A 17,035-nucleotide genomic window follows, 5' to 3' on the forward strand; every position below is an offset into this window, starting at 1 on the left:
GAGTATGAAATGAGCAGAATATTTATATCAAGTACTCATAGAGAAAGGGAAATAGCTCATGAACTGGCTGATAGATTAAGCTGCGAAGGGCTTTCCCCAGTAATGGATTCTTTTGAAGCTGAATTTGCTGATCAGTGGTTACACCATATTCTTTACAGTGTGAAGTCTTCAGACGTAGTTTTGCTATTGATGCCCGAGGACGACTATGAAAGAAAGTGGGTTCGTCGTGAATTTAACAAAACCCTTAAGTACAAGCTCAAGAGTCGGAGCATTTTAGTAATACCAGTATACTTAGGGCGTAATAGATTTGTTAATCCTTCAAGTGAGCAGGTCTCGTTTTTCTTAGAAAATGAAAGCTATAGTCATTCGACAAAAAAGTACTCAGAAAGATCTATTGAAAAGTTGATCACCTATTTAGCCAATGTTCCAAAGGTAGACTTCAACCTCCTTTCTTCGCGTGATTTTGAGAACTTAATAATTGTCTTACTAAGAAAGCTTCGCTTTTTTGATATCGAAGAGCAGGGTTTCGGACATGATATGGGATTCGACATACTTGCCAAAACCAAGACCAGAAACCCTTTCGGGGGTAACAGCTTTATTAGTTGGGCTATTGAAATAAAGTACAACAAAAACTCTAGAGCAGATATTAGCTCATTGAAACAGTTGAGTTACTATCTAGAAGATCGCTCCATGGATGTGAATGGAGTCTTGATAACAAATGGCCAGTTAACATCTACCGCTCTTGAATGGCTTGAATTTAATGAGAAAGAAAAACGAACATCCATTACTGTTGTGGATGGCATTAAATTAAAGCAGCTTATACTTAAACACCCTAAAATAGTCGATGAATTCTTTGGTCATAGAGGTGCTCTATGACAGACATTGCCGATATGGTCAGCAGGCTCAATGCTGTCCCAGCAGGCCAAGCAGGCCAAGCAGGCCAAGCAGGCCAAGCAGGCCAAGCAGGTTGGAGTGATTTTGAAGCGGTTTGTACTGAGATTTTAACGTATCTCTTTGTTCCTCCTTTGTCTTCACCGAAGACTCAGCCTAGAAGTTATTCTGGAATTGATAGGATGGGTGCTGTTTTCCCAAACAGGCAAGATATTGGCGACAATGTATGGGCAAAGATTTACAGAGAGCTTGAAGCTCGACTCATCTTGTTTGAATTCAAAAATTATGATCGAACCGATATAGGAAAAGACGAGGTAAATCAAACACGAAATTATCTAAATAGGGCAATGGGTAAGCTTGGTATTATATGTTCAAACAAATCGCCTGTTGGTCAGGCACACATTAAACGAAATACCATTTACTCCGAGGAAGGCAAGGTTATTCTATTTATCACCAAGGATAAGCTAGAAGAAATGCTTTATATCAAAGAGCGCGGAGATGACCCAGGTGATTTGATTATGGATGAAATTGAATGGTTTTATCTTCAGCACGAGTAGGAAAATACTAACGCCCGACTGCTAGTAAGCCAACACTAGCAACAATAGGACACCCACAGATTGAAAGATAACACTGGAAATAATACAGGCTTTCCACCTTAACGGTCATTTTTCCTGATTTGGTTCGGACGAGGTGAAATGCTGAAAAATTATACTTTAGGTTTGAAAATTGCGTGATTTTGGCCAAACCGAAAGGTTGGGAGGGAATTAGAGGGGCATTGCAGAAAGGAAACGTTGGCAATCGCCTATGCCATGTACCCAGCGTTTATTGAGCTGAATACAGGCTTGCCGTACAGCCTCTGCCCTTGATGGGGTCCAGAAATACCTTTTTTGGGGGTCCAAAAACGGCCACCCGGGAAACGCTCAAAAAATCAACGAGTTAATAAAAAGCTAGCTGAGCGTTTAGCGACAATCCAGACCAATTAAAGATCGAATGGAGATAAGGGGCCGCTGTGGAAAATGAGACACGCCCCCCAAAAAAAACAGGGGTGCTAAGCACCCCTCATGATTCTGCATTTACTTACACTCAATAGCACCCCCAGAAATAACGGGGCTTGCAGAAAAGTTTGTAACTCCTTTGCTCCCTTGCCCATCTAAATCCCGAAAAGTATAAATAGTTAAGCCTTTGAATTTAATGCTAGATTACTAACATAAGTGACACACACTTACCCACAAGAAATTCCAATAGACTCAAGTAATTTAACCCCTTTCTTGGTCGAGTGTTAATTCGAAACACTGCATTGTCAATGCAGTGTTTTTGGTATCTTGCCAATTTCCATGCCTTTTGGAAAGCAACGCTGCATCATTGCTCTGAGAATACTTTCAAAATAGCCGCAGAGGGATAACTCGATAACGATGCTACTCCATTAGCCAACTCCACAGGCACCAAAGCACACTCATGCCTATAACTGACCAAAGCGGGCAATGTGGCTAGGATTCGTGGCAAACCAATAAAGTCATCCAAAGATTCCGTATCTTTGTACTCCCCCGTAGGTACACTAATTACCATATGATGGTATCGATCTAGATTAACGAATACCTTATTCCCATAGTTTGTTCTAAGGCCATAGGGTTCAGAACGCTCAGAACTATACTGGACCTCTTTGCGAATATATGTGTTTGACGGTGCGAAAACTGACTTGTCCGGAGCCTGCCTAGAAATCACATCCAGATGATCTACAAATAAACCAGTCTTTTCCTGCCCCATTACATTTAGGGTAATACCATTACGTTTAGCGTATTCAAATAAGCGCCTAATTGGGATCGCCAACTTAGAATACTGACTCCTTAATGTTAACGGGCCATCTTTAATAAAAAGTGATTGAGACAGCACATTCAACTTATCGGTTTCCCAAAAGTATCTAATCCCTGTAAATAACAGAAGAGTCTCATGGATTAACATATATGAAGTAGCGATGGATTCAGGGGCTACATCTTCCCCCATTTCAAGGTGAAAACCAATCATATCAGTCAGGTATAAATCACCGCCACAATGTTCGCAGACGCCTGTATCTGAATCATATTCAAGGCCGTTCACACCCTTCTCGCAGTGCGGACACTGAAAATTGGGCGATCGATTAGATTGACCAGTCCACTTTTCATAGGCCAACCACTTTAAGGTTTTATATGGCTCAGCATTTAATGAGGCATCTTTAATGGATTCAAAAATAATTCCTCGTACAGCGTGATAATTATTCTTCCCTTCTATTTTCACTCCCTTCAATGGCAATACAGTTGCATGATACATGGCTGAATCAGACATAATATCTCTTAGGGCCATAGGGTGAGGAGCAACTTGATCCAATTTATTGAGAGCATGCTGATCGAGCCTTAGCAAGGCTGTTTTCACAAACGATAATTCTTTATACGGGGGAACATCTGATCGAATTGTTTGCTTGGAACCGTCAACAGCAAAAACCAAACGAAGTGGCTCTACTCCACCACTAATTACCTCCCATTTCGACTCACTTTCAACCTTCGCTGGTTCTGCAGTCTCAAACTGTTTAATCAATTCTATGACTAACTCGCTTTTAACCACATCCAAGTGACCTAGTTTACTTGCCTTTTCTCCAGATAGCCGAGTCCCAGGTTTATAGGGCATAACAAATCCTCTTTATACCACCTCAAACTTATTTACCTGAACGGGAACAACAAATCTATGAGAAAACGTAATCATACGCATATAACCTGGTGTTCTGGTTCTCAAAATATCAGCCTGAAGACCATTAAATTGAATCTGAAGTTTTGCTAACGCATCAACCTCAACTTGTGAGGACATATGTGCAACCAAGAAGTTCTCAGTCTGAGCCAAGAGTTCCCTATTAATTGTGGACGGAGACTGAGTTGAGTAAACCATTCCGATGTGAAACTTAGCCCCCTCTTTTGCAAAGCGAGCGTATACGCCAGTCACCTCCCTATCATCCTTAGGGAATAAGTTATGCGCCTCTTCAAAATACAACTGAATAAAATGCTTACCTAAACTATTGGATGTAAACTTTTTCTCTTGATGACTAAATACTGCCGAGGACAGCAGATCAGAAAAATATCGGCGTATTTCATCCCCAGCGTTACCCAAGTCCAAAATAACCGTCCTTCCATGATCTAAACTACCTAATATTTCATAAACAAAGTTTCCTGCATGCGGAGAGTGATATGACATGAACGGACGGAGTATCTTAGGTCCCCCGCCCATGCTAGGAGAGAAAAAGTCCAGCAGTGATTCATCATCAGCATCAAACAATTTTTTCAAGTCAGCATTCGTCTTATTTGCTAACCGAAACTCCTGCACCTTCTCAAGGTGCGCAACCAACTCATCAAGACTTGCTGGGCTCTGATACTCTCCCTCTGAGCCATAAACGGCAGTAATCACTTTCTTATTAAAGTGGGGGTCAAAATGAGACGGCCCGTGAGGAGTACCCGCTGTCAGCCGCAACGCTTTTAGTCTACCTTCGTCAGCCTTAAATCCTGCTTTAGACAAAATAGCCCAATACAACTGTATCTTCCTCACCCCCCGACTTCTATCACTTCCAGGTGAAAGCCCCTTCAATTCGTTCAAGTTGGGTAATTGTGCGCTATAGAAACTACTAACATATTGAGTCCCCCTGTATTGATGCTCTAACAAAGAGCGTAATATTCCCATACAAGAGTCAGGCTGCTCATAAAAATTGAGTTTCAGAGGCTTCGAAGGAGTGCCTGGACGCTCGGACAGTGCATATACTTCACAGCGATCAGAATATGCACTACGTAGTGATTTGTTCCCATCCTGCGGATTATCATTAGCATATTCACCATTCACATCAAATATGAGTTGGCCAACAGATCTATCAGCCTGAGTGGTTTCAATAATGCTCTTTGCGATTATCTTTACTACGTTACTCTTGCCCAATCGCGTCTTCCCGAACATCGCAGTTCTAAAACCTCGAAAGTCGTTCGTCGATACATTCACAGGAACATTTATCTTCGGACTATTTGCAAAGGGTAGATCACACTCTGTTAAACGTAACTTTCCGATACCAAACTGATTCTCCTTGCGAACTATTCCATTGACAATCATATCTAAAAGCTCGTCAGTCGGAGAAAATACTTTATACCTATGGGCACTAACGACATTATTGACATCACCTGAAAATTTAACAACGGAGCAGTCATTACCATCAGGGAAGTACATTCCCAATACCTTTGCACTCAACGCTCCCCACTGCAATTCACCCTTGGTCCATATATCTAAATCCGGCATGGACTTCTTGTGCAGCTCAAAGTATGTTTGCTGAACATCCTTTGACAAGGGAGTGGGGGCCGTTGCAGTTACACGCAACAAGGTAAAATGAGGAGGCATTCCTTCTAAAGAGTCAGGAGCCATAATCAAATATGATCCCCTAGGTACACCACCTACTGCCTTTTTGAATGGATCTGAGGTGATGATGGTTGCATCTTCAAAGCCAAGATCTAAAACATACCCGACGAACCGCATATCATCATATTTGCCAGCCTCTTCAAGCTTAACCTCTTTCTCCAAAAAATCCGTTAACACTCTAAAAGGGCTATCTAAATATTCGGCCTTAGCAAAGAAGCCTTCTGTTTCATTAAACAATTTTATCCTCCAGAATAAATTATTAACTCCTCGAAACTATCTCGCTTACTTACATCTCCACTAATCGTGCTTGTTCGATTTGCCTCTATAAGTTGAAAATTATCTTGATAAAGATTCCTTACACTCTCATGATATGCATTCGTTGCCAATACTTGTGCACCGCGCCTTCTAGCCCTCTCCAGAGCCATAAGTAACCGCTCTTGATCACACCATGAGAACAGTTTTTCATTGTACTTAACAAAGCCATTGAGATTGTGTTTCACAGTATATGGCGGATCGACAAATAGTAAGTCTCCACGTCCAGCCTCATCTACCAGTGCCTCAAAGTCAGTATGAAATAATTCCGCCCCCTGAAGCATGAGTGAAACTTCCTCAAACTGATCATCAGGGAATATCACACTGCTTTTGGTACCAATTGGGACGTTAAACTCACCTTTGAGGTTAACCCGGTACAGCCCATTCCAACAGGTGCGATTAAGGTATATAAAACGAGCAGCCCTTGTATAAATGCTGCGAGGTTTCTCAGATCGAACTTGGTAGTAATACTCCTTACAGTGGAAGTTGTGGTGCCGCCTCAAATAGCGAAGAACCAAAGACCAGTTTTCCCGCAAAGCGATATAAGTATCAACTAAGTCCTGATTTAAATCGCCCAATATGGCTCGCTCGGGCTCAACATGGAAGTAGACGGCGCCGCTCCCAAGGAAAGGCTCAATATACCTATTGAATTCCTGAGGAATTAGGCTCGAGTGCTTGTGCACAAACCAACGCTTCCCTCCAGCCCATTTAAGAAACGGTTTAATGATCTATCCCCTAACCCCGTTGTTATTTGGCCACAATTATAACGCCCTCCCCGACTAAGTATCACACCGAGAGCAAATTCAAGGCTTCACGCTGATCACTTATTGTACAGCTCAGTGGCACTTTCTGTATTATACCCATTTTGCAGAAACTTGGCGGCTCACGCAAAATATACGACGAGCAGAGAGTTCGAAAATCTAATAAAGAAAGGAGTTGAGTTGAATTACAAGGTAATTCGCTCACGTGGCCGCTACCCCACTCGTGAATAATTGATAGTGCAGGCTACTTGGGATTAATTCACTACACTTTATTTCCTTTAGGTGTGAATGGAGGCGGCTTAGAAGGCTATACATAGCTTCTGGGTACGCTTTGTCAGGAGATAGATTTATTTACTTCAGATGGCTTTTGGGTAATGTTTACAGGGTTTTCTCGGATAAAATGGACCCATGCATTGGGCCAGGGCTACGGAACCATTCTCGACAACATCAGGAAACCCACAGATTGAAAGATGACACCGGAAGTAGTACGGACCTTCCACTTTAAAGGCCATTTCTCCTGTCTAGAGCTGGAAGAGGTTAATTACAGGAGAATTATGTTTGAGCTTTAAAACTTAGTGATTTTGGCCAAAAACCAGAAGGAATAGCATCGAAAGGTCGGGAGGGAATTAGTGGGGCGCTGCAGAAAGGAAACGTTAGCAATCACCTATGCCATGTACCCAACGTTTATTGAGCTGAATACAGGCTTGCCGTACAGCCTCAGCTGATCTCACCAAGCTTTTGAAGCGGTCTTCAAAGTTCCGGAACCAGCGTTTTGCTGAGATGCCCAACCGCTCAAGGATAGGAAGCGCGTTTTAAGGAATGGCACCGCGCTTTTTGGGATCTAAATGCCGGCCACTCCAGTCTACTAACGCCAAATAGTGATCCAATTGGAAGGGCAACCCTTTCGGCATATTAAGGCGCTCGCCGCCGACAAACGGTAGTAGCTCTTTAGGCTGCTCACCTGAGATCACAGCGCGAACACGCTGCTGAATGGACGTGTGATCGGAGTCCTCCGGGGTTTTCGCAATATCGGCACGGATAGGATTGAGATCGACATAGGCCATGCAGGCAGCCAAGGCTCTTTCATCCAATAGCGCCTGAGACTTGAAACGGCCCTCCCAGAAGCGGCCAGTACAGCAGTCTTCTGCGTTGGCTTGGCGAGCAATAGATTCGTTTAGGCAGCGCATAAACCAACCGATATCCATTAATCGCTCTCGCCACAGCTCAATCAGCTCTTTAAGCTTGTTCTTTTCACTGCAATCCAGGGAGGCACCCTGAATAAAGCGCTGAGCCAAATTAGAAGCTTGAAATAGCTCCTGCCAGCGGAAAATGACCTCAGTATCAGACCAAGTTTTGGCTGTTTTAGCATCAATATAGAGCACCACATGGTAGTGATTACTCATTACCGCATAGGCAGCGATATCCAGCGCAAAGACAGCAGCTAGCTTTTGTATCCCAGTCTCAACCCACTGGCGCCGGTGCTCATAATCCCGTCCTATTTGAGTATCTCTTCCACAAAGGAACGCCCTGCGTACACAGCGGGAGACGCAGTGATAGTACGGAGTCGCATCAAGTGAGATCTGTGAGCGGCGAGGCTGGGTCATAGGGTATGGATTTAACTGTTTTAATATCCAGTACTTTTATTGTGATTTCCGTATTGTGTCAATAGCTGTGACGCCTTAAGCTCTACCTTTGATGGGTGTCCAGAAACGGCCTTCTGGAAACAAAAACCTGTAAACTGAATTTGACCTGGCAGAGCACTCTCTGAAAACCTGGTGACTGTCAGATCAAGCCTGAACTACTAGAGCTTAACTTAGTGCCATTCTGATCTAACTGCATTTATTAATTAAATGCCAGCGAAGATCTGCTTCTATTGTTCTACATCGCAATTTTCCGAGGAAACATTTTAAAGTGAAAATAAATGGTATCAAATTCAGAATCGCTAAACTTTTCTTACAACAATTTTTAGCATTGTCTTTTTTTCTCTGTCAACTATCTCACGGCAACGATTACATTGAATTCAGCGCTAAAAATGGTACAGGAACTCTGCTTCCAACCTTTGATACTTATATACGAGGTGGAGATTATGCTAGTGACACCTACTTCTCGGAGCCTATTCTGATGGCAAAGTGGGCGCCATCTGATGGGTTCAAAAGAGAAATATATTTAAAATTTAATTTTTCAGAGATTAATCACCCAGTAGAAAAAGCCGAACTTAAAGTATATGTTTCTAATTCAGGAACCGGCACTGAAAAATATATTGAACTCTACAAAAGTAACTTCGACAACCTAGACAAAACTTCAAACTGGGACAACCTGGAAAGAGAAAATTCCTATTTTCGCAACAGATTACACGTAGATAAAACAAAGAAGTGGTACTCATTTAATGTAACCGAAATAATAAATTGGCAAGTTGAAAACACCAAAACAAAAGAGGTTGTTCTTAAGCTGAAGCTAAACGAAATTAGTGGATCTACCGCGAACCACTGGCTGCATTTAGCCTCACTGGAAGCAGAAACGAGTGAACTAAAGCCTAAACTTGATATCAAATTAGGTGAAAACAATATAATTCATGAATTAGTGACCCGCGACCAATCCAACTTAAATTTTAAAGATGATTTAATTATACAAGACTTCTCATATGCCGGATATAAACAGGGATTAAATATCCCCAAAAGAAAAGTGGAAGATCTAGACTCAAACATTCTCAATGTCAACGACTATCATGGCATCGGCGATGAGCAAGACGATACAATAGCCATTCAAAAAGCGATTGATCATGCAATTATTCTAGCGCGTGCTACGGGTTATCCGCATTATGTCTACCTTCCTAGCAAGAGTAACGGAGAACCATATCAAGTAAGTCTTAAAGAGGCTCAAAAATACTTTGAAAATGCCAGGCACTTTTGGAATGAAAATACAGTTACTAGCGATCCCTTCTGGGTAAGTCACTATGAAAAATCAGAAGGAGTGTCTTTAAATCAAGTGATTTGGATATGGGGCGATGACATTGTATTAAAAGGAGATGGGGTTAATAAAACTTACCTTTTGGGAACTCAATCAACTATTGGTAACCTAGAAGAAAAATACTCCATGAGAAAGAAAAGCATAATTGGAGTAAAGCCCAAAAATAGAGATCAGGACTGGGCAAAGCTTACAAGGACTAATCAACAGTTAGATGAAGAGGGGAATAGGTATTATGAGATAGTCGATACAAGGCCGATTCCACTAGCTTCGAGTGTTTATGGAGTAAAAAACACAATCGAACTTGAAGGTACTTATAATTCAGGTGATGGCTCCCTAAATTATAATGGGAACTCCTTAAAAACTGGTGACTATATCGTTATTAGATCTTTTGCAACACGAAACTTTATTGACTCACATGCAGCTGCCTCTTGGTGGAGATTTTGGGGAGAGGAAGACGGCGTGGACTACACAAATTATCGCGCCAAAATAAGTTTAAACCCACAAAGATCATACGAATATCATTATGGAGTTCAGGGTGTCGGGTTTTTAAGACGTATAGAAGGCATAAATGGAAGCTCTATAACACTAGACAGTCCTATCCGTTATTCATTAGCTGTAAGTTCTGGCGCGATTGCATATAAAGCCAACACCCATATTAATAATATTGGAATTGAGGATCTATCAATTAGTAACATGCCATTACAAAACGATCATGGGGTCAGCTATATTTACCAACAAAATGAAGGGTTTAAAAATAGTGATTACAATACGAAGGGGAGTCCTGCTTATTATGCTCATAATTCAAGCTTAATTAACTTAAATTATTTGGTTGACGGCTGGATCAAGTCAGTAAGTACATTTGATCCAGTACTCGACGGAGAATCATTTAATTTTCTCTCAAATGGAATAGTCATCTCAAACTCTAAAAACATAACCATTGAGGATGTAAAAGTAAATAATTCTCAATATCTAGGGGAAGGTGGAAATGGCTATGCTTTCACTTTAATAAATGCTAATGACTGCTTGCTGAGTAGCGTAGAAGCTAAAAACCATCGACATGGTTATAGTATCTTGAAGAGTTTTAGTTCAGGCAATGTTATTTACAATAGCAACTTCGGAGCAGTAGCTAGCGGGAGTTATTATAGAAATGGGCTTGAGATGCACGATTTCCAATTGGGTAATGATTACCATATGTGGTTTAGCCAGTCCAATTTGATAGACTCTGTAAGTTTAACAAATGACTTTCTAATTTCGACAGCACGCTCTGCTTCGGGAGGAGCTGGCCGTGAAGCTGGAAGAACCTCCATACAATCAATCTTTTGGAATATTGAAGGTAAACAGTACAAACAGGCTGCTTTCTGGGCCCGTGAGACAAGTGAAGACCCATACCAAACACGCTGGGTAAACTCACCTTGGATCGTACTTTCAGATTCTCTAAACGGTTTGGGTGCAATTGTAGGGACAAGAGGGGAGGGAGACATTGGCCGGTATAATAGTGAGAAATATTTCGGTGATCACGAAATTAAAGACCTGATTCTCATGGAGAACATGGGAGATAAATTAGCAATAGATTCCTTGTACCAGTTTCAGCTTGAGAGAAGGCTTCACGATAATTAAAAAGCTTAGATGTGATTTATAACTCTAATTAACCTAGGGAGCCTCTGGCAAATTCGCCTTTGGCTCTGAGAAATCTGTCACATAGCGAATAAGGCTATATTTTAATCAAGTACTAAGAATTTACTCTCTTTCTATCAAGCTGCGTGTTACCGCTTCTATGGCTGTATATGCAGTTGCAGCAACAATAGGACACCCATAGATTGAAAGATAACATCGGAAATAGTACAGGCCTTCCACCTTGACGGCCATTTCTCCTGGTCTGATGTAGGACGAGGTGAAATGCTGAAAAATAATTCTTAAGGTTTGAAAATTGCGTAACTTTGGCCAAAACCCAAAGGAATAGCATCGAAAGGTTGGGAGGGAATTAATGGGGCGTTGCAGAAAGGAAACGTTGGCAGTCGCCTATACCATGTACCCAGCGGTTATTGCGCTGAATACAAGCTTGCCGTAAAGCCTCTGCTGATCCTACCTGACCTTTAAAGCGGCTTTCAAAGTTCCGATTGAGATAGAACCAGTGTTTTGCTGAGATGCCCAGCCGCTCAAGGATAGGGGCGCGTTTTGAGAAATGGCACCGATCGGCTTGAGATCTACGTAGGCTATAAAGTGGGCTTCCTGAATCGGGCTAGCAGGTTGGGCCTTATTTTGACTTTTTGGTCACGCAGACAGCAGCAAGCTAAACCGATCTCTCCAGATAAGAACGTGAACTTTAAATACACGACTACATAATTACCTCGGCCCATTAGCCACATGGCTTCGATGTCCTTTTCCACCTCGCATCCAGGGTAAGCCTTATATGATGTTTCTATTCGTCAGCTCGTAGTTTTGCTAGCGGCTTCCTCCCCACAAGACCTCACAGTGTTGCAGTTGCCATTCGCTAGTAGTTAGCATTTAATGGAACCCTTTAAATGGTGATCCTCCTATAGGGGACTTTCACCCCATTAGTTTACGCCCATGCTGGGCGTACCAAATCAATCAACTACGCGCCTTCGGCGCCGGACAGCTTACACTGCGCTTCGCTTCGTTCCAGCTGCCGGTTATTGAGGCGTTATACATGAATAGGGTTTTACGGATATGTTTAAAGGATTGAAGAAAAGGAATAGTGAATATTCACAGAAGGAGAGAGTTTGTTACGCACTATTGTCCATTGTTGTGATTTTTATGTTTTCATATCTAGTAGCAGGTAATTCAACGGAATCAGTTACTCTTCAATACATCGCAGCTCTTCTTGTTGGTATTTTCGCGGGGGGGGTGGGTTTCAGGTATCCAAAAGCTGTTTATATTCTTGTTCTTGCATTGCCTCTTTCTTTAGTTGGTAGCTAAAACTCAATTTAAACCAAGTATATAAATGCAAGAATGCATAGCAAATAAAACTACGTAAAGCCAGCTAGCTGGCCGGACCTCCACTGTGGTTCTCAATTTTGTGAACTACAAAATTGGCACCTCCGTTCCGACTCGTGTTTTGGGGGTAACAGCAACACTAGGACACCCACAGATTGAAATATGACGCAGGAAAAAGTACAGGCCTTCCACCTTGAAGGCCATTTCTCTTGGTCTGGTGAAGAGCAAGGAGAAATGCAGAAAAATTATGCTTGAGGTTTGAAAATTGCGTGGTTTTGGCCAAGCCGGAAGGAATAATATCGAAAGGCGGGGTGGGAATTAGGAAGGGCTTGCCGAAAGAAAACGTTGACAGTCGCCTATACCATGTACCCAGCGTTTATTGAGCTGAATACAGGCTTGCCGTACGGCCTCTGCTGATCCCACCAGGCCTTTAAAGCGGCTTTCAAAGTTCCGATTAAGATAGAGCCAGTGTTTTGTTGAGATGCCCAGCCGCTCAAGGATAGGGGGCGTCTTTTGAGAAATGGCACCGCGCTTTTTGGGGTCTAAATGCCGGCCACTCCAGTCTACTAACGCCAAATAGTGATCCAATTGAAAGGGTAACCCTTTCGGCATATTAAGGCGCTCGCCGCCCACAAACGGTAGTAGCTCTTTAGGCTGCTCACCAAGATCACAGCGCGAACACGCTGCTGAATGGACGTGTGATCGGAGTCCTCCGGGGTTTTCGCAATATCGGCACGGATAGGATTGAGATCGACATAGGCCATGCAGGCAGCCAAGGCTCTTTCATCCAATAGCGCCTGAGACTTGAAACGGCCCTCCCAGAAGCGGCCAGTACAGCAGTCTTCTGCGTTGGCTTGGCGAGCAATAGATTCGTTTAGGCAGCGCATAAACCAACCGATATCCATTAATCGCTCTCGCCACAGCTCAATCAGCTCTTTAAGCTTGTTCTTTTCACTGCAGTCCAGTTAGGCCTGAATGAAGCGCTGAGCCACATTATTAGCGGAAGAAGCAGAAAGGTTTAGATCAAGATTTTAGGAGGGTTTTATGCAAGAAATCGAATGGAAGGACGGAAACCCTTCACTAGAAGGTTTATATTTTGTAGCGGTTAAAATGGGACCGGCAGCGGGATGTTATGATTTCGCAAGTTGGAATGGCGTGTCATGGGAAAAAAACATTGAAGGAAGTGTAATCGCTTTTTGTGACGCAGGAAGTTTTATACAACAAATTTCAATTAAATGGCCTTTTGCTGATAATGTGGATATAAACGTTAAACCCATGCCCGGCGGGCAGTCCGAGAGCTAAATCGGATAGCAAGTAGTTCCTAGCTGCCGCCCTTCACAAACCTCATGGTGTCTTAGTTGTCATTCGCTAATAGTTAGCATTTAATAGGGTCCATTAAATGGTGATCTTCCTGCAGGAGACTTTCACCTCATTAGTTCACACTCACGCAGGGCGTACCAAGTTAAGGCATATTCAGCTTCGGCTGGTTATCCGTCTCGGCACTTTGTGACTATACTTAAGGCGTTAAAATAAAACCAATTTCAAATATTCAATGGAATGAATTTATGAAAAAAAACAAGAAGGAAGAAGAGTTCTTCATTAAAAAGAGGGAACTTGGTGAACTTTTTGACTCCGAATTTAATTTAGACGTAAATTTGTGGAGAGGGCAGCGTAGAGCTGATCGAGGATCGCCTGTTTTGTATCCTATACTAAAGTCTTTTAGGCTTTCTAACGGAAAAATTAGAAATCCTGACATAGACACATACTGGAGCAATGGTGAGTGGTGGGTAGACTGTACTTCAGGGGGTGTTTCATTATTTGATGTACTGGGAGTACCGGTTTCTCGTTGGGATTATTATAGGCTATCACCAAACATTCTAATCCCTCATGGCCTAGTTATAACGAAGGATTCATATAATAGAAGTTATGAAGCTACACATTACTCAATCCGGCCTCATTGGGATATGCCAGTCGCTAAGTTTTGTTTACTCTTAGATGAACTTACTAAAGAAATAATATTCGAGAATTAATTATGGAACTAAGTCTTTCACATTTGTCACTCATGATCGAGCTAACTGAGTCAGAAATATATCGAATGAAGTTGATAATAGATAATCCCTCTTCAACAGAAGAGGAAGTGGATTCCAGTGGAGAGCATTCCATGCAACTATTATCTCTTTCGACAACACTTGCGGAATTGTATAAGCATAAGTGGAGCGATAACTGTAATTATCCTAGTTATGAGGATTTAGTTTCTTCACTCCAACTGGAGAATTGAACTCTAAATCAGGTAGCTGGTAATTTCTAGCTACCGGCCTCTACACTACCCATCGTGTGGGCCCGCAATTGACGGCTCCCTATCCGTACTGATTTCCTATTCAATGATAGTCTTGGGTAGATCTTCAGTTGAACTGAGTGTTATGGCAGTACGCTACCGCAACTTTACCTAACTGGAAACATATCGGTAGGCTAGCCCTGTCTTTTAACTCTTAGAGTTTGGCTCCAGGCCTTCACCATGTCCAAGGTAATACTCCTGGCGCTAGGCTACTATACCGTCGGCTGACTTCCGTTTAGTCACGTTGGTCATTACTGACAGAAGCGCTACTGTGTTCCACCAATTCTCCTATCCCCACGATAGTGAAAAGCAGGTTGGGCCTACTTACAAGTCAGCGGCCACACACAATTTCATAGCAGCAAGTTAAATAGGCCTTACCGGATAAGAGGCTCTACCTGATTGTAGCCACCAAAAGAATGAGGGTTGAAGACTTGGTAAGTAAGTTAACTTGGGTTGCTGATCGGATGTCAGTAATTAAAGAGGCTCAAGACGCACTATGATTGAATATAAATACCCAGAAGAACGCGAGATCCTTATTCACTACGCTGTAAAGATGGAGAATGAAACTGCACTAGATATTCTTCAGAAAGGCGTAGTTTCTAATCGAGAGCAGGCATTAGCTCTTTCCCAATTCTATTGGGGAATGATAGACGTTGCTGCTGATGATCAAGGTTCTGGATTCCCTCTGCTGGAGAAAGAAGGAATCGAGCAGTGGATGGAGTATATTTTTCACTCTCTGAATGGCTACTTAGTGAGTAATGGCTATAAAGAAGAGTGGGATCAAGAGTAAGGCTCTGAATCGGGTAGCCGGTATTATCTAGCTACCGGCCCCCACATCACCCATCGTGCAGGTCCACAATGGGCAGCTCCCTATCTGTATTGAATTTCTACTCAACTATCACTACTGTGTTCAACCACATTTTTTAACCCACGATAGTGGCTAGCGGATTGGACCTATTCGTGAGTCAGCGGCCACCTGATAGCTTCATAGCAGTAAGCTAAACAGACCTCCCCAGATAAGAACGTGAACTTTCACTATACAACTGCATCATTTACTCTACCCGTTAGATCAGATGGCTTCGGTGCCCTTGGCCACCTCGCCTCCAGGCTAAGCCTTATAAGATGTTTCTGTCCGTCCGCTCGTAGTTTTGCTAGCGGCGTCCTCCCCACAAGACCTCGCGGTATTGCAGTTGCCATTCGCTAGTAGTTAGCATTTAATGGAACCCTTTTAATGGTGATCCTCCTACAGGAGGGGACATTCGCCCCATTAGTTTACGCCCATGCTGGGCGTAATAAGTCAAAGCAGCAACGCTGCACGTCGTGCGCTAGACAGCTTTTCCGCGGCTTCGCCGCTCCAAAACTGCCGCTGTTTGAGGCGTTCAGGCTGTAGAAAAACTAAATTATACTTGTGAGGGTTGAGGTTGATTAAATATCGATCAAAAATCGTGATCCTGCGTGAAATCTGGCTGAGTTTTCACTGACAGAGACTCAATTTTTTACGTACAACCATAATATGAAAAGTAGGGTGAGTTTTTCTACACCCTCGTTAGCATGCAATCATGAAAAAACTATTATTTACGACATTATTATTGTTTTCTTCTTGTTCTTATGCACTCACCTTGGTAGAAGCAGGAATGGGAGACTCCTGTGACAGCCTCCTAAGGGGATTCAAGGAAGAGGGTTTCGATCCGGTTCTAAAAAATGATGGTGAAATATTTATTGGTAAAGAGTATTTCGGGAAAGAGGGGCATCTAAAGATTCAATGTTTTAACGATATCGGGCTTTACGATGTGGTTTTCTTTACAACGGAGGTTGAATTTGAAAGAGCAAAAATACTATTTTGGAAAATATATAACGTTTCGGCAGAAGTGCTAGGTTCTCCAGATGCGCTCCTAACCGAAATTGCCAACAATCCACCAAATCCTTATTCACGCAGGAAAAAAGGGGAAAAGGTGTTTTGCTGGAACAGATTGTATAAAGAAACAAGTTTAGAAATAGGAAAGAATCGAGACCACTGGTACGTAAGATTTGCTACGGGGGACGAGTCTCAATGCTAAATCGGGTAGCCGGTAGTTTTTAGCTACCGGCCCCCACACCACCCATCGTGCAGGTCCACAATGGGCAGTTCCGTATCTGTAATGAATTTCTACTCAACGATCACTACTGTGTTCAACCACATTTTTTAACCCACGATCTTGGCTATCGGATTGGGTCTATTTGTGAGTCAGCGGCCACCTGACAGCTTCATAGCAGCAAGCTAAACAGATCTCCCCAGATAAGGACGTGAACTTTCACTACACAATTGTATCATTTACTTTACCCTTTAGATCGCATGGCTTCGGTGCCCTTAGCCACTTCGCCTCCAGCCTAAGCGTTATGATATTCCTGTTCATCAGCTTGCAGT

The 17,035-nt window shown here is 42.6% G+C and carries 12 protein-coding genes; 7 read left to right on the forward strand and 5 right to left on the reverse strand.

Going from position 1 to position 17,035, the window contains the following annotated elements; genetic code table 11:
* Positions 1–9: 9 nt before the first annotated feature.
* Complete coding sequence (locus ACJJI5_RS18330) at positions 10–876, forward strand: TIR domain-containing protein (RefSeq protein ID WP_445354869.1); 867 nt, start codon at positions 10–12, stop codon at positions 874–876.
* Complete coding sequence (locus ACJJI5_RS18335; RefSeq protein WP_445354870.1) at positions 873–1,448, forward strand: hypothetical protein; 576 nt, start codon at positions 873–875, stop codon at positions 1,446–1,448. The genes ACJJI5_RS18330 and ACJJI5_RS18335 overlap by 4 nt, the downstream gene beginning before the upstream one ends.
* Before the next feature lie 802 nt (positions 1,449–2,250).
* Here the strand turns inward: ACJJI5_RS18335 and ACJJI5_RS18340 are convergent.
* The 4 genes from ACJJI5_RS18340 to ACJJI5_RS18355 form a co-directional block, all read right to left on the reverse strand.
* Entirely contained in the window at positions 2,251–3,549 is a 1,299-nt protein-coding gene (locus ACJJI5_RS18340) for a hypothetical protein (protein WP_445354871.1), read from the reverse strand.
* A gap of 12 nt (positions 3,550–3,561) precedes the next feature.
* Entirely contained in the window at positions 3,562–5,538 is a 1,977-nt protein-coding gene (locus ACJJI5_RS18345) for an ATP-binding protein (RefSeq protein WP_445354872.1), read from the reverse strand.
* 2 nt (positions 5,539–5,540) lie between these two features.
* Positions 5,541–6,341 carry a DNA adenine methylase gene (locus tag ACJJI5_RS18350; RefSeq protein ID WP_445356328.1) on the reverse strand — a complete coding sequence of 267 codons (801 nt, stop codon included), beginning with the start codon at positions 6,339–6,341 and terminating at the stop codon, positions 5,541–5,543.
* A gap of 845 nt (positions 6,342–7,186) precedes the next feature.
* Entirely contained in the window at positions 7,187–7,978 is a 792-nt protein-coding gene (locus ACJJI5_RS18355; RefSeq protein WP_445354873.1) for a transposase, read from the reverse strand.
* Between the two features lie 307 nt (positions 7,979–8,285).
* Between ACJJI5_RS18355 and ACJJI5_RS18360 the strand changes: the two genes are divergently transcribed.
* Positions 8,286–10,958 (forward strand): CBM96 family carbohydrate-binding protein, encoded by a 2,673-nt coding sequence (locus tag ACJJI5_RS18360; RefSeq protein ID WP_445354874.1) that lies wholly within the window; start codon positions 8,286–8,288, stop codon positions 10,956–10,958.
* A gap of 1,904 nt (positions 10,959–12,862) precedes the next feature.
* On the opposite strand, the gene ACJJI5_RS18365 is transcribed toward ACJJI5_RS18360, so the two are convergent.
* Positions 12,863–13,201 (reverse strand): hypothetical protein, encoded by a 339-nt coding sequence (locus ACJJI5_RS18365; RefSeq protein ID WP_445354875.1) that lies wholly within the window; start codon positions 13,199–13,201, stop codon positions 12,863–12,865.
* A gap of 139 nt (positions 13,202–13,340) precedes the next feature.
* On the opposite strand from ACJJI5_RS18365, the gene ACJJI5_RS18370 reads away from it, so the two are divergent.
* From ACJJI5_RS18370 to ACJJI5_RS18385, 4 genes are all read left to right on the forward strand, one after another.
* Positions 13,341–13,598, forward strand: a complete 258-nt coding sequence (locus ACJJI5_RS18370; protein ID WP_444932504.1) for a hypothetical protein — start codon at positions 13,341–13,343, stop codon at positions 13,596–13,598.
* Positions 13,599–13,861: 263 nt separating this feature from the next.
* Complete coding sequence (locus ACJJI5_RS18375; RefSeq protein ID WP_445354876.1) at positions 13,862–14,326, forward strand: Tse2 family ADP-ribosyltransferase toxin; 465 nt, start codon at positions 13,862–13,864, stop codon at positions 14,324–14,326.
* A gap of 801 nt (positions 14,327–15,127) precedes the next feature.
* On the forward strand, positions 15,128–15,421 hold the full coding sequence (locus ACJJI5_RS18380; RefSeq protein WP_445354877.1) for a hypothetical protein: 294 nt from the start codon (positions 15,128–15,130) through the stop codon (positions 15,419–15,421).
* A gap of 769 nt (positions 15,422–16,190) precedes the next feature.
* A complete protein-coding gene (locus tag ACJJI5_RS18385) occupies positions 16,191–16,688 on the forward strand; it encodes a hypothetical protein (protein ID WP_445354878.1) in 498 nt (165 codons plus the stop codon).
* The last annotated feature ends 347 nt before the right edge of the window (positions 16,689–17,035 follow it).

It is taken from the genome of Microbulbifer maximicatervae (SeqCode), from assembly GCF_052467955.1.